Annotated in this window: 21 protein-coding genes and 2 pseudogenes; 12 read left to right on the top strand and 11 right to left on the bottom strand. The window is 62.5% G+C overall.

Annotated features, from left to right (window positions below):
- Positions 1 to 594: 594 nt before the first annotated feature.
- The 5 genes from AWB76_RS42860 to AWB76_RS40825 form a co-directional block, all read right to left on the bottom strand.
- Positions 595 to 780, bottom strand: a complete 186-nt coding sequence (locus AWB76_RS42860) for a hypothetical protein (RefSeq protein WP_341845290.1) — start codon at positions 778 to 780, stop codon at positions 595 to 597.
- On the bottom strand, positions 777 to 2,927 hold the full coding sequence (locus AWB76_RS11090) for a two-partner secretion domain-containing protein (RefSeq protein WP_341845289.1): 2,151 nt from the start codon (positions 2,925 to 2,927) through the stop codon (positions 777 to 779). Before AWB76_RS11090 ends, AWB76_RS42860 begins: the two co-directional genes overlap by 4 nt.
- Before the next feature lie 161 nt (positions 2,928 to 3,088).
- A complete protein-coding gene (locus tag AWB76_RS11085) occupies positions 3,089 to 3,274 on the bottom strand; it encodes a hypothetical protein (protein ID WP_157696100.1) in 186 nt (61 codons plus the stop codon).
- 177 nt (positions 3,275 to 3,451) lie between these two features.
- Entirely contained in the window at positions 3,452 to 3,943 is a 492-nt protein-coding gene (locus AWB76_RS11080) for a low affinity iron permease family protein (protein WP_035508998.1), read from the bottom strand.
- 250 nt (positions 3,944 to 4,193) lie between these two features.
- Positions 4,194 to 4,910, bottom strand: coding sequence for a glutamine amidotransferase-related protein (locus tag AWB76_RS40825; protein ID WP_157696099.1), 717 nt, complete (start codon positions 4,908 to 4,910; stop codon positions 4,194 to 4,196).
- Between the two features lie 312 nt (positions 4,911 to 5,222).
- On the opposite strand from AWB76_RS40825, the gene AWB76_RS40820 reads away from it, so the two are divergent.
- On the top strand, positions 5,223 to 5,438 hold the full coding sequence (locus AWB76_RS40820) for a hypothetical protein (protein WP_157696098.1): 216 nt from the start codon (positions 5,223 to 5,225) through the stop codon (positions 5,436 to 5,438).
- Between the two features lie 651 nt (positions 5,439 to 6,089).
- Here AWB76_RS40820 and AWB76_RS11070 read toward each other — a convergent pair.
- Together AWB76_RS11070 and AWB76_RS11065 are read right to left on the bottom strand one after the other, a co-directional pair.
- Positions 6,090 to 6,359, bottom strand: coding sequence for a DUF1488 family protein (locus AWB76_RS11070; RefSeq protein ID WP_061160218.1), 270 nt, complete (start codon positions 6,357 to 6,359; stop codon positions 6,090 to 6,092).
- 76 nt (positions 6,360 to 6,435) lie between these two features.
- Positions 6,436 to 7,665 (bottom strand): tyrosine-type recombinase/integrase, encoded by a 1,230-nt coding sequence (locus AWB76_RS11065; RefSeq protein WP_096031285.1) that lies wholly within the window; start codon positions 7,663 to 7,665, stop codon positions 6,436 to 6,438.
- Positions 7,666 to 7,797: 132 nt separating this feature from the next.
- Between AWB76_RS11065 and AWB76_RS11060 the strand changes: the two genes are divergently transcribed.
- From AWB76_RS11060 to AWB76_RS11050, 3 genes are all read left to right on the top strand, one after another.
- Positions 7,798 to 8,826 carry a DNA-binding protein gene (locus AWB76_RS11060; RefSeq protein WP_061160216.1) on the top strand — a complete coding sequence of 343 codons (1,029 nt, stop codon included), beginning with the start codon at positions 7,798 to 7,800 and terminating at the stop codon, positions 8,824 to 8,826.
- 85 nt (positions 8,827 to 8,911) lie between these two features.
- Positions 8,912 to 9,187 carry a YlcI/YnfO family protein gene (locus tag AWB76_RS11055; RefSeq protein WP_061160215.1) on the top strand — a complete coding sequence of 92 codons (276 nt, stop codon included), beginning with the start codon at positions 8,912 to 8,914 and terminating at the stop codon, positions 9,185 to 9,187.
- Between the two features lie 69 nt (positions 9,188 to 9,256).
- Positions 9,257 to 9,535, top strand: coding sequence for an HU family DNA-binding protein (locus AWB76_RS11050; protein ID WP_061160214.1), 279 nt, complete (start codon positions 9,257 to 9,259; stop codon positions 9,533 to 9,535).
- A gap of 82 nt (positions 9,536 to 9,617) precedes the next feature.
- Here the strand turns inward: AWB76_RS11050 and AWB76_RS11045 are convergent, their stop codons facing one another.
- On the bottom strand, positions 9,618 to 9,839 hold the full coding sequence (locus tag AWB76_RS11045; RefSeq protein WP_244173307.1) for a hypothetical protein: 222 nt from the start codon (positions 9,837 to 9,839) through the stop codon (positions 9,618 to 9,620).
- Between the two features lie 73 nt (positions 9,840 to 9,912).
- On the opposite strand from AWB76_RS11045, the gene AWB76_RS11040 reads away from it, so the two are divergent.
- Entirely contained in the window at positions 9,913 to 10,356 is a 444-nt protein-coding gene (locus tag AWB76_RS11040) for an SET domain-containing protein (protein WP_061160213.1), read from the top strand.
- Between the two features lie 151 nt (positions 10,357 to 10,507).
- On the top strand, positions 10,508 to 11,398 hold the full coding sequence (locus tag AWB76_RS11035; RefSeq protein ID WP_063936333.1) for a hypothetical protein: 891 nt from the start codon (positions 10,508 to 10,510) through the stop codon (positions 11,396 to 11,398).
- A 385-nt stretch (positions 11,399 to 11,783) separates the two neighbouring features.
- On the opposite strand, the gene AWB76_RS11030 is transcribed toward AWB76_RS11035, so the two are convergent.
- On the bottom strand, positions 11,784 to 12,239 hold the full coding sequence (locus AWB76_RS11030) for a hypothetical protein (RefSeq protein WP_157696097.1): 456 nt from the start codon (positions 12,237 to 12,239) through the stop codon (positions 11,784 to 11,786).
- An 87-nt stretch (positions 12,240 to 12,326) separates the two neighbouring features.
- Between AWB76_RS11030 and AWB76_RS40815 the strand changes: the two genes are divergently transcribed.
- From AWB76_RS40815 to AWB76_RS11025, 3 genes and pseudogenes are all read left to right on the top strand, one after another.
- The gene (locus AWB76_RS40815; RefSeq protein ID WP_157696096.1) at positions 12,327 to 12,545 is read left to right on the top strand and encodes a hypothetical protein; all 219 of its coding nucleotides are present in this window, start codon (positions 12,327 to 12,329) and stop codon (positions 12,543 to 12,545) included.
- Between the two features lie 64 nt (positions 12,546 to 12,609).
- Positions 12,610 to 12,835 (top strand): annotated as a pseudogene (locus tag AWB76_RS39050) (hypothetical protein); the annotation flags it as partial.
- 391 nt (positions 12,836 to 13,226) lie between these two features.
- The gene (locus AWB76_RS11025) at positions 13,227 to 13,931 is read left to right on the top strand and encodes a glutathione S-transferase family protein (protein WP_061160210.1); all 705 of its coding nucleotides are present in this window, start codon (positions 13,227 to 13,229) and stop codon (positions 13,929 to 13,931) included.
- Between the two features lie 320 nt (positions 13,932 to 14,251).
- On the opposite strand, the pseudogene AWB76_RS11020 reads toward AWB76_RS11025, so the two are convergent.
- Positions 14,252 to 15,293 (bottom strand): annotated as a pseudogene (locus AWB76_RS11020) (SUMF1/EgtB/PvdO family nonheme iron enzyme).
- A 1,154-nt stretch (positions 15,294 to 16,447) separates the two neighbouring features.
- Here AWB76_RS11020 and AWB76_RS11010 point away from each other — a divergent pair.
- On the top strand, positions 16,448 to 16,780 hold the full coding sequence (locus AWB76_RS11010) for an HU family DNA-binding protein (protein ID WP_061160208.1): 333 nt from the start codon (positions 16,448 to 16,450) through the stop codon (positions 16,778 to 16,780).
- Between the two features lie 29 nt (positions 16,781 to 16,809).
- Here AWB76_RS11010 and AWB76_RS41565 read toward each other — a convergent pair whose 3' ends face one another.
- Entirely contained in the window at positions 16,810 to 16,956 is a 147-nt protein-coding gene (locus AWB76_RS41565; RefSeq protein ID WP_244173306.1) for a hypothetical protein, read from the bottom strand.
- A gap of 156 nt (positions 16,957 to 17,112) precedes the next feature.
- On the opposite strand from AWB76_RS41565, the gene AWB76_RS11000 reads away from it, so the two are divergent.
- Positions 17,113 to 17,553, top strand: a complete 441-nt coding sequence (locus AWB76_RS11000; RefSeq protein WP_061160206.1) for an SET domain-containing protein — start codon at positions 17,113 to 17,115, stop codon at positions 17,551 to 17,553.
- 138 nt (positions 17,554 to 17,691) lie between these two features.
- Positions 17,692 to 18,900 carry a hypothetical protein gene (locus AWB76_RS10995; RefSeq protein ID WP_061160205.1) on the top strand — a complete coding sequence of 403 codons (1,209 nt, stop codon included), beginning with the start codon at positions 17,692 to 17,694 and terminating at the stop codon, positions 18,898 to 18,900.
- Positions 18,901 to 18,908 lie beyond the last annotated feature (8 nt).

Genomic DNA, 18,908 nt, shown 5'->3' with positions numbered 1-18,908 from the left:
GCGCAGTCGATCTGGCGAAAGTCGTCCTATGACGCTGACCGGCCAAGAAGCGCCATTCGCACGAGACTTCGTCGAGTCATCCAAGCGTCGGTTTCACCCGGCAATCGGTCATTCAATTCGCAGTGCGAAAGCGCTTACTTGTTGACCACTTGTGATCCAACAGTCCTCACGGTGTCTTGAGCGGCTTCTTGGCCCAACATGGGGGGCGGCATTCGGGCAATGCGTTTTAGGTGCAGCCACTAGTTCGTGCGCAGCAAGGCGTGCCTGCTAGGACACCCACGACCCGAGAATCGCTAGTCACTCCCGCCTTTGGAGGGCAGCGTCACGCGTCCGATGCCTCTGCCTCTGCGCACGCGGCGCTTGACCGCCGAAGAAGTGTTGTCCACTGACAAAGCTCGTGTCCTCGAACCCCGCATCCGCAAAATCGTCTGACATGGGAAGCCGGTCGGCCACGCGCGGTCCACGGTACATACTCTCGGACTTGATGCATGTTCAATGCATGCGCAACGAACGCAATCCGACTCCGCGTCAAGCGGACGGCTCGCGACCATGCGGGAAAGCCGGCGCGTGCGCTTTTCCCGCAGGATTCATGCGCTAATGTCCCTGCTGCCACTGCAAAAGCGGATGCGTCGCGCCAGCGGGCATCGCCCAGACGCCTCCCGCCGGGATGCTCCAGTCGAGGAAGTTCGACGCGTTGCTCATCTGCGTCGTGGTGAGGCCATTGGTGTCGGGCGGCGCAGTACCGTTGCCAATGGTGAAGGCGCTCGTTTGCGTCGTCACCGTCCTGTCCCAGTAGACGTTGTTATGGATCGCGCCGTAGTTATAAAACGCGGTGCCGCCGTGAAATGAGCCTGGCTCGCCGGGGCCTCTGACCAGGTTGGCCGCGAACGACTGGTCGATGATACCGGTCGCCGTGTTGTCGTAGACGAGCCCCGCGTCCTGCGCATAACCTGTCGAATACGACTGCGTGAGCAGTCCCGCATTGATCCCGACGATGCCGCCGGTGCCGCCGTGCGAGCCGCGACCGACCGAACCGGCGACGAACGACTGCGAGTGGTCCAGTAGTTGTCGCCCACGAGGCCGCCCGCATCCCCTTGCGTGCGCACCGCTGCACTGCTGGACGATCGCTCGACGGTGCCGTAGTTGCTGCCGACGAGACCGCCGTCGGGACCACCGCCGTAGATGATGTAGTCGGTGACATTGCCGGAACTGGACGAGTAGGTGACGAGCCCGTAGTTGACGCCCACGAGCAACCCGAACGACCCGACATTCGATCCGACGCCGATGGCTGCGTTGGTGAGGTTCACGTTGCGCACCACGCCATTCTTCCCGACCACCCCAAAGAGACCCAGCGCCGCGGTGGGTCCGCCCCGGCCGATGTTGATCGGTCCGTAGGCCAAGCCGTTTATCCTCAGGTTGTCGATCGTATGGCCCATGCCGTCGAACTGGCCCGTGAACGGCGCGTCGGACAGTGCGGCGATCGGGCCGGGCAGTGACCCGATCGGATTGAAGACCATCGTGCCGCCCGCGTCGATGTCCTTGCCGAGCGCATAGTTCCCCGCGACATCCAGCGCGACGTTCTGCAAGTCGTTGACGTTGTTGACGAGCCTGTACGCGGTAAGCTGCGTGACGAGTCCGCTATACGGCGCCGCGGTCCAGCTAGTGTTGGCGAGCACGGTGCCCGGCGAGTCATTCCCGGTCATATCGTAGAGCGCGCTGACGATGCCGGTGCTCTTCGACCAGTCGATCGTCCCGCCATTCTTGATGCTTCCGCCGTTGTCGACGCCGCCGCTGTCCGCGCGCAGCGTGAGGTTGCCGCTTCCGGCGTTGGCGATCGCCGTGTTCTCAGCGATCGTCACGTTGTGAGCCGCGCCGAGCGTCAGCGCCGCCGCGCCGTTCCATTGCACGTTGCCGTTGACGGCCAGATCGCCCACCGACGCCTCGACATCCACGGACGTGCCAGCATTCAGGCTGCGCGAGACCGCGCCCGCATTGCTTCCGTCAAGGGTGAAGGTGGGCGCGCCGAGTCTCCACGTTCCGGCCAACACCGTCGCGCCGCCGACGTCCAGCGTGGTGCCGCGCGTCTCCACCGTGCCGCCGCTGCCGTTTGCGTTGCTCGCGGACACGTCGCCGTTCGCGTGCACGCCGCCCGAATCCGCGACGAGCCATACGTGACCATCGCGCGTGGCCGTGCCGGTCGCGCGGATCGCGGCGCTGTGACCGGCGAGCGCATAGACGTTGCCATCGGCGGCCTGCAGGTCGATCTGCGCGGCGCGGATCGCGCCCGCGTTCAGCGCCGTGCCGCCGCTCCCCCTCTGCACGAACACCTGTTGACTGCCCGATGCATCCTGCAACAGCACCTGACTGCCCGCCGCGAGTTCGGCCGTGCCCTGCGCGGCATCGATGCTGCCGAGATTCGCCGCCAGCGTGCGCGAGACAAGAAAGACATCGCCGCCACTCGACCCGATGCGGCCCAGATTCACGACGACGCCCTTCCCGCCGCCCGACAGTGTGAGCGCGCCGCCTTGCATCAACGCGTTGTTATCGGCATCGAGCGCAGAGGCGACGAAGCGCCCGCCGGTCGCGATCACGCCGGTCGGTCCGACGAGCACGCCCTGCGGGTTGATGAGATAGACGCTGCCGCTCGCGTTGAGCGAGCCGAGAATCACCGACGGATCGCCGCCCGTGACGCGGTTGAGCGTCGCGCCGCTGCCGTTGTTGAACGTGACGGTGCGGCCATTGCCGATCGAGAAACTGCACCAGTCAATCACGCCGCGCGACGTGGACTGGTTGATCGTCAGCGCCTGTTCGCCGCCGCTGATCGAGCCGCCGCCCGCGATGAACTGTCCGCCTTTCGGCAAGGGTGGAACGGCGTGCGCCTCGATGCTGGATAGCCCCGATGAAGCCGTGGCGAGAAGCAGCGCCATCGTCAGTGGACGAAGCCGCAAATGGCGCGCGCGGAACCTGAGATGATGAGAAAGGCGGGAGTGTCGAGCGGGACGCCCCGACAAAGCAAAACTTGAGTTGAGCTGCATATACCCTCCAGACGGAATCAGGCATGCGATCGTCGTCCGGCCACTGGTGAAGCTCACCGCTGGATTTCAAAGAGCGTGAACATCGACGTGTTAGCGGGCGCAAAGATAGTATCAACCCGGAACCCGGCTAGCGGGGATTTGTACGTTCGTTCAATGCGCAAAGGCAGTGCGCGGCGGTGTACCGCAGGCGTGGTCGCAAGGCGGCTTTCATGAAGTTCAGCATTGTCGGCGACGCTCATGCCGTTAGCCATGTTGAAGAACGGGTTCCCTTCGCGCCAGAGGACCGAGCGCGGCGCTCGAAAGTGCGATCTTCGGCAGTCGGCCACTTTCGGTCATTCGCTCGCCGTCTAGAAAAGCGCCAGCCAAGGTGTTGACGCGCGCAAGCGAATGCGCACCGCAGTCGGACAGCGCGTTTGCTAGCCGCGTAGCGGCGCGGCCCCCGGTTTGGCATCGCGATTCTCATCGCCTCGCCGCTCGTCATCATTACCATCGTGGTTGTCGACGAACGGCGAACCGGTGTCGCTGTCGCCCGCGCGCAGTGCGGTCCGCGCTTCTTCCGCCAATTTTTCATAGTGCTTTCGGAAACGACTCAGATCTTTTTCCTCGAGTTCTTCGAGATCGAGCAGCGCGTTATGTGCACCTTCCATTGCGCGGATCAGCTCGTCGAGCTTGATCTGCATCGCGGCCGTGTCACGGTTCTGCGTGTTCTGGATCAGGAAGACCATCAGGAACGTGACGATCGTGGTCGACGTGTTGATCACGAGTTGCCATGTGTCGCTGTAGTGAAAGAACGGGCCGGTGATCGCCCACACGAGCACAAGGGCAACGGCCATCACAAAGGTGGCGGGCCTACCGGTCATCGTGGAAAGGTAGCTCGCGAATTTCGAAAACCACTTGCTGCTCATCATGATCTCCGATAGTCGGGTCAATGTACCGGATGATGGCATAGACGGTGGGTTCGCTTCTTTCTACTGATGTGACTTGCAGGCACTACATGACCGTTTCAAAGTGGGACGAGCGTCTCTTGTGGGTCGGGTCCGGAAGTTCGTGCCGAGGTCGCCGGCGGTCCGTGCACTCGAATTGCGATCGCATGGCACGCCGCATGCGCGATCATTGCTCACGCGTCGGAGACCGTCATTAGATGCCGACGCAGTACGCTTATGTGCGACGCGCCGCCGCTTCCAGAAAGGCGATCAGCAGCGGATGCGGCGCTCCGTCACGCGACGACAGTTCGGGATGGCCCTGCATTCCCGTAAAAAACGGATGCTTATCGGCCTCGATGGCATCGGCGATTGACCCGCTTTCATCGCGCGCGCTGACGGTCACGCCGAGCGTCGCGAGCGGAGCTTCGAGCGCTGGATTGAGCCTGTAGCGGTGGTTGCAGAGAATGCGCGCCTGCGCGCCGAGCATGCCCCGTATGCGCGATCCCGGCACTAGGCTTATTGGCCGCAAGCCTAAGCGATGCAACAACACGCCATCCTCGCCAACATGAATCGGCTCGAAGCTGGCGACGCGCGCGTCGGGCTGCGCTTCCTTCATGCCGATCTCATCGCTCTGCAACGCGAGCCGCGCGATGGCCGTCGCCATTGACTGCATGCCGAGAGACAAACCCACGACCGGAATCGACGCCAGCCAGCAGAAACGCGCGGCCTCGATCTGTCCCGCCACGCGCGCCATGGCCGCGCCGCCCGGCAAAAGAATGCCGTGTGCATCGGCGAGCAAAGTTTCCGCGTTGTCGCGGTCGATGTCCTGCGCCGCGATGAAGCGCACGTCGAGTTCAAAGCCGAGCGCATCGGCGGCGTCACCGAGGGCGGCGAGCGTCGCGGGATATTGCTGATGTTGGTCGCACTCACGACCTATCAGCGCAATCGTCATGGACGCTCCGCTCGCGCGCGGTGCCGCATCTTGCGTGGATCGCCATCTGCCATAGCGATCCCGATGCGCTTGCAAAACCACGCCCGAACCATCTTCGACGAGTTGTGCGCTATCGGCTTCGTGAACGACGCGCAACATCTCCACATCTTCCGTGCAATGCGTGGGAAACGCTTTGAACGATCGCACGAGAAGCACGATATTTCGCGTGCGCGCCAGCGCAAAAATTTCGTGGCATGGCTCGGCCGTATCAGGCAGGCCCGTGCGCGTGCGCCAAATCAGACCGCTGGCGATTAGGCGTCCATCCGCTGTGACGTGCCGACGCGCATCGGGAAACCGCTGCTCGTCGAAATGCACGCCTGCGCAGCGAAGTTCGGCATTCAAAGTCCGGGCGAACAGCGCGGCCAAGGCGCCGAATTGCGCCGGCTCGGCGGTAGCGTCTTCGATCAGATAGAGCATGGAAGGCCGTCCGATAAAGAGAAAAACCCGCGACCCGGCACGCGCGTCGCGGGCATGACAACTGGTGCCTAGGCGCTCCAGACTGCGGCGACGGCGGGATCAACGCGACACACGCGGTCTCAATGCGCCAGCACGCGCCGCGCAGCGTGAGCATCGGAACAGCATACGCGATCCGCACCCACACATGGTTCTCCACGCCGAACGCGCTACGGTGTATCACGCCGACATGCGCCGCCTTCGGTAGATAGGTGGCGAAGTCCAGATCGGTAGCGATGACATCGCCCGAAGGCGTAGAACACCTATCGGGCCCGAGCAGTATCGGAGGGCGTAGAACGCGCCATCGGGTGCATCGCAACGCAGGCCGGGGCAGCGTGCCACGGTGTCGACTCACAAGGTCGCGGCAGGTGCGCAACTTACCGATCCATTCAAGCATAGCGATGCCCCGGCTCGCCATTGAATACGCCTTCAATACGCCGTTGACCGTCAGCTGCGCTCGTGCACGCGCGAGCATGGGGTCGTCGGTGGACCGGAAGAGCGCCGGGTTCGAGCGATACGCAAGCCTGTCGATGTGCTGCGCCTGGCAAATGGCAACCTGCGAAACAAATGCAACTAATCGTCAGTGACGCAAACCGCATTCGAAGGCTTCGCCATGAAGGCGCCTTCGCTTAGCAACGAGCTCGAAAAGTCCAGAAGGACGTCTCCAAGAAGACAGGCTAGCGGGGCTCAACCACCGGAAAAGTCGGCCTCTGTCAGGGTGACCGAGCGCGCTGGCCGCGCCAGCAGCTTGCGTCGCGCGACCGCTTCGATCCGAGAAAACCCATCCCTGAATACTTTTAGCATTCGCCCATCATCCGCATTCGGCGGCAGCCAGAAATACATTTCGAGGCACTTGCGCGGGACGACGCACGTCACGTTTTGCCCGCGCCAATCGAGGACGAAGTTGAGGGTCTGTTTGTCGGCGGCGATCTGCGGTTCCGGCACGGGCACGTTCATGAGCGGTGTTGCGGTTACGGGAAGAGAGCGGGAGGCGGGCGGTGCGGTGCGTGGTTGGTCCTTGCGTCGCTCAGCGTCACCAGTCTACCCGATGCTTTTCTTCGGTCTCCTGGTGGCGCCGATCGTCATCGACGTGCAAGTAGATGCTGGTCGTGGTCAGCGATGCGTGCCCGAGGTTGTCACGCACCATGCGCAAGTCGACCTGTTGATCGGCCATGTGCGAGCCCGCAGTGTGCCTGAGCCAATGCGCGGAAGCTTTTTCGAGCAGCTCAGCTTGCGCGCTTGCCGTATCGTCGCGCTCGCGTAGGCGCGACGCAGCGCCCGCAAAGACCTCCTTCACGATGGCGTGAAGCGCCGCGCGCGTGAGCGGCGCGCAGGTCTCGATGCGTTCGTTTGACGCCGTCGCGCCCATCGGCAGCACGAGCGGTGTGTTTTCGTTGGGCGACGGCAGAGCGCTCAATCCAAGGTGTTGCCGATAGCGGGACAGTTCCATCATCATCTCGCGCGTGGCCGGCACGAGCCGTTGTTTGTCGCCTTTGCCGTGGATGGTCAGCCACCAGCGCAGTGTGCCGTCCGCATCGCGTCGCACGAAGAACTGGCTCATGGTGTTGGCGCCAACCTCCGCGATGCGCAGCCCGCCGAGATAGAGCAGGGTGAACAGCCATCGCACGCGGTACGCGTGGGCCTTTTCCCGGTCTGTTTCCTTCGGCATCGTGGCGATAAAGTCCTTGACCTCTTGCCAGACGCTCGGCTCCAGATATCGAGTGATGCGCGGCGCGGTGTGGCGGGCGCGCTGGCGGGAGAGCGACAGCGGATTGCCGGCCAGATAGCCGGCTTGCACCAGCCACGAGAACATCACGTTCAAGATGACGGCCGCCTGGCGTTGACTGGACGGCGACAGCGGGCCGTAGAACGGCCGCCAGCGCGCGTCGCTGCGCGGATGCTTGCGGCCGCCTCCGGCTACCCATGTGGAAGCGGGTTGCGGGTTGGCGAGGAATTGCTGATAGCGCAGGCAGTCTTCGTGTGTCAGCGAAGAGAGGGGTTTGCCCATTTCGACCACCGACCACAGCAAGAGCCGCTCGGCCTCCTTGCGGTAGTTCTCGAAGGTGGCTTTTGTCTCGACGAAGCGCGAGAGCCATGCGCGGATCGCGTCGAGATCGTTGTCGGCCGCAATCTGGGCGCGCCCGGTGACTGCGCGATTCAACCCGGCCGAGCCATCCAGACGGGCGGGGACGACGAGCGTTTCGAGCGGTGCCGGCTGGAGCGAGTACGGCGGGGAAGTGGGGACCGAAGGCGTTCGAGTCACGGTGATTTTTCCGAGGGCAGGCCGGGACGTTCCTCAACATTATAAGCGTAATGTCAAATCTGCGGCGCGCCCGCGTTGGTTCTCTCGTTAGATACGTTGTATTATGGACGCGTTGTTTCAACCTCTGCGCCCATGTCCGACGCTCATCCTGCAATCCCGTCCGACGAAACCCGTCTCGCCGCGGAAATCGAGCGCCTCAAGGTCGACTTCCCCAAGACGCGCGAGCTCTATCGGGAGGTGTGCGCGCTGCTGTTTTTCCGCTTTGGTGTGCCACCCACGGCCAATCGCCTCTACAACCTGGTGCGGCGCGGCACGATGAGCACACCGGCGTCGGTCTTGGGCGAGTTCTGGACCGAGTTGCGCGAGAAGAGCCGGGTGCGCATCGAGCATCCGGATCTGCCGGCCGATCTCAGCGAGGCGGCCGGTGAGTTGATTGGCACGTTGTGGACACGTGCGAGCACGTCGGCACAGGCCGAACTGACCGCGCTGCGTGACGAGGTCGAGGCGCAGCGCGCCGAGGCGGAGCAGAAAGTCGTCGCGGCCCGAGCGGAACTGGGTCGCACGGAGACCGCGCTGGAGCAGCGCACCGCCGCGCTGCTGGCGGCCCAAGTTGAGATCCGGGAGTTGGAGCGACAGCAGGCGGAAGAGGCGGCCACGCGCAAGGCGCTTGAGGCACAGATCAAGCGGCTCGGCGAAGCGGTGGTTGCGCGCGAACGGGAGCTGGAGAAGGTGCGCGACACGTTTTCGCGCGATCTGGAGAAACTGCGGGAGACGGCCAACCGGGCTGAGGAGCGCCTGCGCGCGACGGAAAAGCGCGCCCTGCTGGAGATCGATCGCGAACGCAGCGCGGCGGCCAAGGCTCAGAAGGAACTGGCTGAGGCAGCCAAACGCGCCGACAAGCGCGAGGCCGAGCACCGTCGAACCGTCGACGGGCTGCAGGCGCAGCAGGGCGATGCCCGCCATCAGACCGGGGTGCTGCAAGGCAAGCTCGCCGCGCTCGGAGCGGCGCACGAGTCGCTTCAAGAGCAGTTGAAGGCGCTGCGCGGAACGATGCGCGCGCCGGCGCGGCGTGTGCCCACGGCAGAATCCAGTCCGCCCGTCAGACGACCAGCCCGAAAGGCAGCGGTGGGCAAAACGGCGAGAGCGAAAGCTCGAACATAGATAATGACCGGATGGCGCCAACGGCTGGCGCGATCCATGACCGGTTGGCGCTCCAGTCGCGCCGACGGTCAGAAGGAGCGAATAGGTGAGAAGATCATCAGAGAACAAGTTGAGGGTCGTCGCGGTGCGCATTGACCCGGTCATCGAGCAGCGCTTACGCGTGCTGGCAGAGGCCACAGGGCGGAAGCAATCGTTCTTTCTGCAGCGGATGATCGAGGAAGGCATCGACGCGATGGAAGAAACCTGGCTGTCGTCGGACACGCTGGCCAAGGTTCGTAATGGTGATTTAGCCGAGTTGCTCGCTGCGCACAGCACGACCTCGGATCTGTTCGACCTGGATGCCGCCGATGCTGCCTCGTAGCAGTGGCGGCCGCATGTTTTCGTCGCGGTCCGGTAAGATCGCATTCGTTTTCAATCGAGAGGGGGTTCAATGAACAAGCAGGAATTGATCGACGCCGTTTCGTCGCAGTCGGGTACGAGCAAGACCGCCGCTGAAGAGGCGATCAACGCGGTGTTTGAGACGATTTCGAAAACGGTGGCCGCGGGAGACACCGTTCAGCTGATCGGCTTTGGATCGTTCGGAACCGGCCAACGCGCCGCGCGGACCGGTCGCAATCCGCAGACTGGTGCGGCGATTGAGATCGCAGCGGCCAAGACGGTGAAGTTCACCGCCGGGAAAGGCTTCAAAGACGCCGTCAATCAGACGTGAGCGCAGCGCGACCGGGGTGACGCGCGACGGCCGCAGGCGGCCAGCCAGCCGTCGCATCACCCGTTCGACGGGTCGCGCTGGGTCAGAAAAGCTGAGTCTCGAGCGGTATGAGGTTCACCCATTTCACCGCGGTGCGGCGCTCCTGTCCGTCCGGGTGAATGGAGCGAATCATGACGCGCTGCCCGCGGGCTTCGCCCAGCACTTCCGCGATCCGGTCTTCATAGCGCACCAGGGTGCCGCGCGCCGGTTTGCGTTTGAGTTTCGTGCGACGAGGCGGAGCGGACATTTCTTGACAGGCTGACATGCGATGATGCGATTATGCCTGTCGTCACCTCAGCGCAGATATTTTCGTTCCTTCTCACACCAGAGTCTCGTCCATGCGCCGCATTGCAGTCCGTCATTCGCCCATTCACGGTCGCGGTGTGTTCGCCGCCGTGACGATTTCCGCTGGTGATCCGATCCTCGAGTACAAAGGCGAGATCATCTCGGCAAAAGAGGCACAGCGCCGGTATGAACGGTCGGCCGCGGAAGACGGACATACGTTCTTCTTCGGACTCGACGACGGACGCATGATCGATGGCGCACGAGGCGGCAACTCCGCGCGTTGGATCAATCACAGTTGCGCGCCGAACTGTGAAGCCGAGCAGGAGGGCGACCGGGTCTTCATTCGGGCGACCCGCAGGATTGAAGAGGGCGCCGAGGTCTTCATCGACTACGCACTGGATGTCGAAGGGCGCCGAACGGCGGCGCTCAAGCGCCTTTACGCATGTCGGTGCGGCGCTCGCCGCTGTCGAGGCACCATGCTGGATGCGCGTCGGTAGGCGCTTTGTTGTGAGGCGCACCTGCGGCACCAGGTGGCCCGTGAAAAGACCGCCGAAAGCATCGGCAACCGCTTCCTCGACGGGTTGAAATGGATTAGCCTGATCGCTTTCATCGACGACATTCCTGAGTGCGACGACGATGCCGCAAAGCATGCAACAGCTCGATATATTCGCCGACAGCCGCGACGTAGTACTGCGCAATGACGTCGTGGAGCACTTGCAGCGTCGCCATGCGGAGGACGCACGGACCTCACTGACGCAGCTTGCCAGCGAATACCCTGACGACAGCGCGCTGCCGGCGATGACGACGCTTGTTCGGGAACTCGAGAACGAGTCAAGCCTTCCACTGACCGACCACGCTGAACTGGCCTGGGTACTTCGACACCTCGAGGATGCTGTGATGCCTGCGGCCCAACGGGTGCTGCCCGCACCGGACGTTCACGCGTGGACGACACCTTGCTGGCGCTCGCTGGCCCAGCGCGCGGCACCACTGCCGTTCTGCGCGACCCACAGCGAAAGTCACGCCGCGCCGCTATGGCTTCGAGCAGGGAACTGGGCGGCGGCCACCGACGCCATCAACACGATCGAATCGTGGTGGCGCATCCCGTCGCCACTCGCCTGGATGACCGAAGCACGCTATCGAGCGGGCGGTCTCGATGCGGCATGGCCGCTGTTTGCAGAATTGGCGTGGCTAGCACCGTCGCGGTTCGCCGCATTGATCGCCGGGCTTCGGGACGCTTCGCTCGATGCGCTGCGCCGGCACTTCGATGCTGACTTCTCCGGCACAGGCGAAATCGAGGACTATACGTGGTTTCCGGCCTGGCTAGTTGTCGTCAAGCCAGCGCTCGCGAGTCGGCTGGGCGAGGCGCGCGTCCAGCGAGATTTGCCGGCGTCGCGTGCGACCGCCTTGCTCGGGGAGATTCTGCGACGCGAACATGAAGGCGACCAGTATGAACTGGTGACCTTACGCGAAGAACTGAGTCGGCTGCATACCGGACTGTTTGACGCCTACATGGCAACACGGAAAGTGCAGCATCGGTGACGTGGTCTGTTTGCGTCACCGGCCTGACTTTCGCGTGGCCGCTGGAGATTTTTTGTCGGACGGAAACACAAACACGCGCTGCGATGTTGCCGGTAGCGTTGCCTCTGCCTGCTCGAGCACTTGCGAGACCAGAGGATCCTTCGTACCAAGCGAATCACTTGAGTCGGATACGGCGTGGCTTTCGGCAGGATCCAGATGCTTCTGCGTCAACGACTGGATCAGGTGCGCGAACCCTCGTAGTCCATGCGGTGAAGTCAAAGGTTCCAATGCGGTCGTCCGTGGATGTCGAAGGTCCATAGGAATACGCCAAGGTGATGGTTGCTCTCTCGGCCAGCAGTTGCTGATTGGCTTCGGGGTCGCTTGTTGATTTTTCTTCGGGCGGCTTTCATGCTTCACCCGGTTCCTGGCCCACGTCTTTGAAGTCGTCCCTCGGGTCATCGCCGACCAGGTCTTCGAGTTCAAGTTCGTCGATGAACTCGTCAAGCGATACATCGACGATGTTCTCAGGGAACGATTCGAGTGTGTCGAGCCATTCTTTTACGGCCGTGCCCTTTTCGCCATCTTTCCAGTCCTCCGAACGCTCGCTGTAGGCTTTTTCGAGTGCCCGGTGCACATTCTCGAAATCCGCGCGCACATCTCTGCCCTTCTGATTGTAGTCATCGACCGCGGCCTGAAGTGTCGCGCGCGCGCAGACGAGTGCTTCGTTGAACACGCCCACCGCGTGTCCCAGTCGAACGCGCTCCGCGCTGAGGATATCGAGCCCCTCTTCCATGCGCTTGAGGTCCGCCGCTTTGATCTTGAATGTCATGGTTGTTTGATGGTGGCGAAGTTTTATTTCCAACGCTGTCGGACTGCGGTGTGTCCTGCATAACATTAGCTTAAGGGCGGCCGCGCTACCATCGTATGAGCAAAAACGACGCGAACGTTCATGAATCGATACTTCACCACTCGGCAGGGCGCGGTTCGGCGCCTCATGGCGATCAAGCGCGAAGGGACCGAGGCGTTTCGTGCGACTGTAATCGGCAGGCAAAGTGATGGCAGCGAGGTCTTCGGGCTCGAACGAGTGCTGCTGCAACTGCGGGTCGGGCGCATCGCGTATTTCTCGTGCGGAAATTCGTCCGACCGCGACATCGTCTTCGTCAGCTAGACGAGGCGGTGTGCTGCCGGATTGTCATGCCGTCCCTTTCGCCTCGGGCCGCGTTACCTGTACCTTCAGCACCGACACCGGTGAAAAGCTGAGGGAAGCGCGGTTGCACGCCTGGTGGACAGGCGAGCCAGATGACCTATGAAGCGAACGGCAAGCAATACGGGCTAATCGTGGCGGGCGACCACGGCTCGTTCCTGACGAAGCTCGGCGATTCGGTCATCGCGTATGCGCTGCCGGACAAGCATTGTCCGCGACTCGCCCCCTTGCCCAGTCGAACAGGCGGGACATAAAACCTGGCTGGTCGTTGTGCTCGTCGAGGTTCTTGCTCGATGAGTCCGATCCTTCAGTGTTCGTTTTCGCCGACTGATCTTCTCTGACTCGGGTGCCGATCCGTCCGTTTCGTCGAGCGTCTTGTCGATTTTGGTGCCGTTTTCCGCAGGCGTGGTGATTCTCGCGCGCTCCATTCTCTCGCCGTCGACACGACGCGAAGGGGATGATGTCCTAGGTTGAGGAAGTGACGCTCGTGCGAGTGCGCCGGCTAACATTCGATCGAGCGCGACGGCGTTCGTGCTCCCTTACGCCAGCATTGCTCGCGACTAGTAGCCCTTCAGATCCGCTTTTGCGCATAAAAGATCGTTCGATCTAAAATGACGCGATATCGCCACGATACGAGACCATCCCATGATCGAGTTCTACTTTCACCCGACACCCAATCCCGCAAAGATCGCGCTCTTCCTCGAAGAATCCGGGCTGCCATATGAACTGAAGCCGGTGGACACCAGCAAGGGCGAACAGCATTCGGCCGAGTTCCGCGCAATCAACCCGAACGGCAAGGTGCCCGCCATCGTGGACATGGAAGGGCCGGGCGGCAAGCCGGCTGTTGTGTTCGACTCGACCGCGATCCTTCTATATCTTGCGGAAAAGACGGGTCAGTTCGCCGGCGCGCCGATAGATCGCCCGCAGCTTCTTTCGTGGCTGATGTTCGTAGCGAGTGGGCTCGGACCGTATTCCGGGCAGGCGGTGCACTTTCAGTACGCGGCGCCGGAAGGGCTCGACTATGCGGTGAATCGTTATCGGCGAGAGGCGGATCGTCACTATCAGGTGCTGAACGACAGGCTCAAGGGCCGCGAATACATCGTGGCCGACAGCTATACGATCGCGGACATGTCCGCGTGGGGCTGGGTCGATCGGGCATCGCGCGTGTTCAAGTCGAGCGAGGATCCGCTCGGGCCATATCCGGAACTCAAGCGCTGGTTCGCGAAGATCGACGCGCGGCCCGCCGTCGAACGCGCGCGCGCCATGAATAAGAAGCATGCGTTCAAGACGGTAAACGACGATGAGACGAAGCGTGCGTTGTTCCCGTCCAATTATCCGAAGACGGCGTAAGGAAGAGGACCTGCTGCATGCCGTGTCCGCGTGGTTCGATGAGGAGGCTGCGCTCGACGCGGCCACTGTGCAGTTCTGGTCACACGGTTATGAAGCGACTTTCGTCCAGCGATCGCCGCAACGATGGGCCTCCCGGCCGCGAGCCAATATAACGCTTCGGCGGCAAGCGCTCGATCTAGGAACGCGCGCTCGAACGACATGTCGAGCGCGGCTCGAGTTGGGGTATCGAACTGAAATGTGGCCGCGCGGTGCGATCCCTGCGTTCTTTGAAGAGATCATCCAGCTTTCGAGCATCGCGGCGAGTGCGAGGCGCACGTGCATCAGGCGTCTCTCGATACGGCGCGAGAACCGATATGTGAGGCGGGAAGATCCGCTTCCTGCTGCTCATGCGACGATGCGCGGTATCGGACGCAATAGTCCTGCGCGCAGAGAAAGGAGCCGCCCTTGATGACCATCGCGGTGTCGTGCGTGTCCGCGGGGGCGACCGCCGCCGTATCGCCGATCGCATGCGGCTGACGCGGTCCCGGTTAGGGGTCCTTCGTCCATTCCCATGCGTTGCCGATCATGTCGTACAGCTTGAAACCGTTGGCCGCATATCATCCTACCGGCGCGAGACCCGCAAGACCGTCCTCGGCGGCATCGAGGACCGGGGAAACGCCTTGCCAGTAATTCGCCGATGGCTTGCCGCCTCCATCGCGAAGGGCGGCGTCGACCTCCGCGCCTTCGCGGCCCGCCTTGCCGGCATATTCCCATTCGGCCTGGGTCGGCAGGTCGTGGTCAAGCCGGTGCGCATAGGCGAGGGCGTCGGCGAGCGTCACCATCTTCGCCGGCTGGTTCTCGTGACCTTTCCATGTACCCTACAAGCAGTTCGGATGCTTCCACGATGCGCCCTTCAGCCATGTCCACCAGGCGAGGTCGCGCGCGCTCATCTCCTCGCGAGACGGTACGTGGAACATCACCGCGCCGCACCGACGCTCGGCATCAGTCACAGAGCCGCTTGCATCGACGAAAGCGGCGAACTGTGCGTTCGTCGCGTCGGTCCGGGCGATCCAGAAGGCGCGGACTCGCGATCCTGCCGTCGCGTGCGGGACGTTCGTCCGCATAGCCGAGTCCGCTGCCGAAGACAAACTCGCTGCCGCGCAAACGCACCATGCCCGCGCGCGGCTCGTCGCGCCACCTGGCCGGCAGCACCGAGTAACGTTCGCATTGCTGCTCGGCGCCGAGCGGCGCGAGCGTACGTGCAAGATTGCGCTGATCGAAGCCGTGCTCGCCGTCCACCGCACGCGCAGCACCGAAGCCAGCCGCGAACAACACGACCGTCAGGGTGCCCGCGCCGCCCAGGGTTTTCCAGCTCCTCTTCATCGCGCGCTCAGTAATAGCCGCGCCGCCGCGGCGGTCCCACATTTCTTCGGCTACATGCTTGGTACTCGCCTTGACTTTCCGTGAGCCGGCGTACGCTGATTGCAACGAAATCAGCGAAAGGCCCTACGTATGAAGACAAAGGTTGCAAATCCCATCCGTCGAACCGGCCCACCGTCGCCCGAGGCGCGGAAACGGACTTCCCTCGAAGCCGATCGTGAACTTGCTCATATACAGGCAGTAGTGCGGGCAGTGAGGGCATCAAAGTCAGCTACGTTGCCCATAAGCGCTTGCTACTGGAGGGCACGCCTCCGTGATCTGCGTATCGGCTATGCATTGCTTCCCGTACAGCTTGCTCTGCTGTCTGCGCTCGAGTCTTGTGTCGACGATATCGAACAAGCAACAAGGGAGATCCGCCGTCCGAACCACGTGCGCCGCGTGGCGTAGATTTGCGGCGCCCATTGATCTATTGAACGCAAATCTGTATGCAGTACTTATGAGTAGAACCGCCGGCCGACCGAATGGACTCGCTCCGACGACGCTTGTCGCCGATGGCAAGCCACCACCATTAAACTCAAGCGTGCTAATACGAGTTATCACGCTTGAACGCGAGCCATTTGACGTCTCCCTGCCGGCGCGGCCGGCACCGCCGCTGAACGGAGCGCCACCGCGGCGGCCGCATTAAGCGTAATCCTGCTTACACGAGTTATCAGGATTAGAACCAAGTCCCTTTCGGCTTCGAAAATCGCCAGATCACGCCGCCGGTCGAACGCGTGGCCGTGGACGCCTTTTGGGAAGGCCGGCCGGGCGCCGAGGTCCCTGATCGCGAAAAGCCAGCTTTCGGCTGGTGGCGCCTGGGTAACTGGGGCCGAAACGGAAAACGGCGCCATGAATAAATACGCGCCACTGCGCTTGGTTCGAAGGTCGCGCAACGCCACAACGAAAAAACGAGAGGGATGCTATTCGCCACGCGCGGCAGCGGGGAATACATTCGACTTGGATCCCGAGATCCACAGGCCTCCGTCGGAGACGCTAGCCAAGGTCCGAAATGGCGATTTGCCTGAGCTGCTTGACGCGCGCAGCGCGACTTCGGACTTATTCGATTTGGATGTGACCGACGCAAACTCGTAGAGAGCAGAGGGTCGGCGATCTGATGCGTGGCCCGCGTTCGGTATGATCGGGTTTGTCTCGAACAGAAAGGAAGCGTTTTAAGGAACAAGCAGGAACTGATTGACGCAGTGGCATCTGAAGCCCGCACGAGCAAGCTCGCCGCAGAGGAGGCCATCAATGCCGTGTTTGAAACGATCGCGAAGACGGTGGCGGCAGGTGATGCCGTTCAACTGATCGGCTTTGGCTCGTTTGGGGTCGGCGAACGCGCCGCGCGCACCGGTCGCAATCCGAAGACCGGTGAGCCGATCGAGATCGCGGCAGGCAAGACGGTCAAATTCACCGCGGGCAAGGCGTTCAAGGACGCCGTCAATCAAGCGTGAGCGAGGGCGGCGCCCGTCACGCCGCCGACTTAGAAGAGTTGCGCTTCGAGCGGCCGCAGGCTATTGAGCTTGACGGCCGTGCGACGTTCGGTGCCGTCCGCATGAATCGAGCGGATCATGATCCGTCGGCCACGCGCTTCGCCCAGCACCTCAACGATGCGATCCTCGTACCGCATGAGGGTACCGCGGGGCGGTTTGCGTTTGATGCGGCTGCGACCGGGTGAAGAAGGCATAGGGGTATCGACGGGCGTGCGGCGATCGTATCATGCCGAGATGGCGCGGCGGCACATCGTGTCGCTCACCAGGTCACAGCAATAGGGAAGGGCAAAATCATGCGCCGCATCGTTGTACGTTCTTCGCCGGTCCACGGACGCGGCGTATTCGCGCTCATCCAGATCGGTGCTGGCGAGACGATCCTCGAATACAAGGGCAAGCGGGTGTCGTGGGCACAAGCACAGCGCCAGTATGCGCGCTCGGCCGCCGAAGACGGCCACACGTTTTACTTCGATCTCGACGACGGGCGTGTGATCGACGGTGCGCAGGGCGGCAACTCGGCGCGTTGGGTCAATCACGGTTGCGCGCCGAACTGCAAGACCGAACAAGACGGCAGCCGGGTGTTCTTCCACGCGCTGCGCGACATCGCGCCAGGAGAAGAGTTGTTTATCGACTATCGACTTTTTGTGGCCGGACGAAAATCTGCTGCGCTCAAGCGGCTCTATGCGTGTCGCTGCGGGTCCGACGCCTGTCGAGGGACGATGCTGGCCGCGTCCTGAAACCGTCGATGAACTGATGCGCGCGCCACAGACTATCGCACTTCAGCTATCGCACCTCAAATATCGCATCCCGATCGCCGCACCTGCTCGAGCGCAAGGATTTTCGACGCTGCACTCTGCTGATGGAACGTGACTGTCATGCCCTCACCGAAATGGACATTTGCTTCACGCTTCCGACGCAACGCATTCGGATGGCGTTCGTCGCTGCCGATCCAACGCCTGAAGGAGGCGGTCTCCGAAATCCGTTCGGTCGCCCGCACCGATCCCGCGTTCGCGGCCGACGGAGCCGTTCTTCTTCTTGAAAAACTGTCGCCTGCGCTCGAGCACGTCGATAGTTCCTCGGGCGCCCTCGGCAGCGCGGTCAATCGTACGATCGAGGCGCTTGTCCCACTGATCGCCTCGGCCGACGTTACACCTGCAGCACGGCAGCGTTGGCTGGAACGACTATTCGAGGCGTTGCAGGACGATCAGATGGCCTACATCGAGAGCCTGGGCGAACATTGGGGAGCCTTGTGCGTGACGCCCGCGTTGGCATCTGACTGGGCCGACCGGTTGTTGCCGCTCGTCACACATGTGCTGGAGGCTGAAGGATTCAATTACTTCGTCGGTGCCGTGCCGTGCTTGAGCTCGCTTTACGCAGCCGGCCGCTTCGAGGAAATCGTTGAGCTGGTGCGGCGCGATCGGCTGAGTTCCTGGTGGTATCGACGTTGGGCCGTCGACGCGCTGGTCTGCCTCGGACGTCGGGGCGACGCGCTTCGCCTTGCTGAAGCGAGCCGAGGGCTGAATGCGCCCGAATCCGCGATCGCGCGCACCTGCGAGAAGATCCTCCTCGAATCCGGCATGACTGACGAGGCCTATGAGCGCTACGCGATCGCCGCTAATCGTGCAGGCACTTACCTCGCAACGTTCCGGGCCATCATCAAGAAATATCCCGCGAAAACGCCGGAAACTATCTTGTCCGACCTGGTCGGAAGTGAGCCCGGGTCAGAAGGCAAATGGTTTGCCGCTGCCAAAGAAGCTGGCCTGTTCGATCAGGCGGTCGCGCTGTCCAGACAGAGTCCCACCGATCCGAAAACGCTGATACGAGCCGCGCGAGATTTCGAGATAAAGCAGTCCCGGTTCGCAATGGACTGTGCGCTGTGCGCACTGCAATGGATGGAGGCCGGCTACGGCTATGAAGTGTCGATGACTGACGTCACTGATGCCTATGATGCCCTCGTCGCTGCGGCAACTGCGAGTCAGATTTCGAAGGCAGCGGTGGACGATTGCGTGCGACGCCTGATTCGCCATGCGGACTCGCTTGTTGGGCGCGCGTTGCACACGCGATTGGAAGCCGACAGGCGCTAGACCAGAAG

This window comes from Caballeronia temeraria, assembly GCF_001544795.2.
Classification (GTDB): domain Bacteria; phylum Pseudomonadota; class Gammaproteobacteria; order Burkholderiales; family Burkholderiaceae; genus Caballeronia; species Caballeronia temeraria.
Note: the sequence above shows the minus strand (reverse complement) of the source record. Positions and strands in the feature narration are given on the sequence as shown.

Coding starts and splice junctions, on each gene's coding strand:
- AWB76_RS11090 (WP_341845289.1), bottom strand. CDS start 2,927: ATGGCGCTGCTTCTCGCCACGGCTTCATCGGGGCTATCCAGCATCGAG.
- AWB76_RS11085 (WP_157696100.1), bottom strand. CDS start 3,274: ATGAGCGTCGCCGACAATGCTGAACTTCATGAAAGCCGCCTTGCGACC.
- AWB76_RS11080 (WP_035508998.1), bottom strand. CDS start 3,943: ATGATGAGCAGCAAGTGGTTTTCGAAATTCGCGAGCTACCTTTCCACG.
- AWB76_RS40825 (WP_157696099.1), bottom strand. CDS start 4,910: ATGACGATTGCGCTGATAGGTCGTGAGTGCGACCAACATCAGCAATAT.
- AWB76_RS11070 (WP_061160218.1), bottom strand. CDS start 6,359: ATGAACGTGCCCGTGCCGGAACCGCAGATCGCCGCCGACAAACAGACC.
- AWB76_RS11060 (WP_061160216.1), top strand. CDS start 7,798: ATGTCCGACGCTCATCCTGCAATCCCGTCCGACGAAACCCGTCTCGCC.
- AWB76_RS11050 (WP_061160214.1), top strand. CDS start 9,257: ATGAACAAGCAGGAATTGATCGACGCCGTTTCGTCGCAGTCGGGTACG.
- AWB76_RS11045 (WP_244173307.1), bottom strand. CDS start 9,839: ATGTCAGCCTGTCAAGAAATGTCCGCTCCGCCTCGTCGCACGAAACTC.
- AWB76_RS11040 (WP_061160213.1), top strand. CDS start 9,913: ATGCGCCGCATTGCAGTCCGTCATTCGCCCATTCACGGTCGCGGTGTG.
- AWB76_RS11035 (WP_063936333.1), top strand. CDS start 10,508: ATGCAACAGCTCGATATATTCGCCGACAGCCGCGACGTAGTACTGCGC.
- AWB76_RS40815 (WP_157696096.1), top strand. CDS start 12,327: ATGAATCGATACTTCACCACTCGGCAGGGCGCGGTTCGGCGCCTCATG.
- AWB76_RS11025 (WP_061160210.1), top strand. CDS start 13,227: ATGATCGAGTTCTACTTTCACCCGACACCCAATCCCGCAAAGATCGCG.
- AWB76_RS41565 (WP_244173306.1), bottom strand. CDS start 16,956: ATGCGGTACGAGGATCGCATCGTTGAGGTGCTGGGCGAAGCGCGTGGC.
- AWB76_RS11000 (WP_061160206.1), top strand. CDS start 17,113: ATGCGCCGCATCGTTGTACGTTCTTCGCCGGTCCACGGACGCGGCGTA.
- AWB76_RS10995 (WP_061160205.1), top strand. CDS start 17,692: ATGCCCTCACCGAAATGGACATTTGCTTCACGCTTCCGACGCAACGCA.